The 1021-nt window shown below is 45.9% G+C and carries 1 pseudogene; it reads right to left on the reverse strand.

The features are described 5' to 3' along the window. Positions 1–927: pseudogene (locus H528_RS13770) on the reverse strand (ATP-binding protein); the annotation flags it as partial. Between the last annotated feature and the right edge of the window lie 94 nt (positions 928–1021).

A 1021-nucleotide genomic window follows, 5' to 3' on the forward strand; every position in this document is an offset into this window, starting at 1 on the left:
TTCTATGGTGAGATAACCCGTCTGAAAAAGAATCGTCTCAGGCTTAATCGTCTCTATTTCAAAGCTTTCTACCAGTTCTTCCCCAACTTCAAGGTGCTCAAGCTCAGGGATAAAAAACTTTCGCTCGGTAAGAAGCTTTATCAAAAAAGTGGGCGTGCCAGTCTCAAACCAGTAGGGCCGAAACTCGAAATTGCGCAAAAAGAGCAAAATGTCAAAGGGGTTGTAAACAGGCTCTCCCAGCCAGGAGTAACCGTTATACCAGCGGCGCATCTCGGAAAGATCAACCCCTTCCAGGCGGTCGGCAAAGGTCTTTTCAAATTCTTCCTGGGTGTAGCCGCATATGGTCGCGTAATCAGGCGAAATGGTTATGTCTTCCAGGTTGTTAAGGCCAGAGAAGATAGAGACTTTGGAAAACTTGGTAACACCCGTCAGGAAGCAAAACTTGAGATAAGGGTCTGCGTCTTTGAGTACGGAGTAGAAGTTTTTTAACTCTTCGCGGATCTCGGCCGCTAACTCTGGTTTGTCAATATTGTCCAGGATGGGTTTGTTGTATTCGTCGATAAGGACGACTACTTTTTGATTATATTTTTCTGAAAGGCGCAAAATAAGTTCTTCGAAGCGTTTATTTGGGAGTTTCTCGTGGTAAGAAATTTGATATCTGTCAGCATGACGTCTCAAAATAGAAAAAAAGGTCTCCACAAGCTCATCACGAGACCTAATCACCCCGGAACCAAAAGAAATATAAACCACCGGATACTTCCTGGACCAATCCCAGTTCTCTTCGAGAAAAAGCCCGCGGAAGAGCTCGCGTTTTCCCAGGAATGCCTGGCGCAGGGTATCGAGGAATAGGCTTTTCCCGAAACGCCTTGGGCGCGAGAGGAAAAAGTAGCCTCCCCCTTCGTCAACGAGCTTCTTCACAAAAGGAGTTGTAGTGCTACCCAAAATACCGGACACTTTTGGGCCTCATCTTGAGGAGACATCATTTAAGCTGCCTCCCTGTATCTTCCCTCATAATATCTTG

The organism is Thermodesulfatator atlanticus DSM 21156 (assembly GCF_000421585.1).
GTDB lineage: Bacteria > Desulfobacterota > Thermodesulfobacteria > Thermodesulfobacteriales > Thermodesulfatatoraceae > Thermodesulfatator > Thermodesulfatator atlanticus.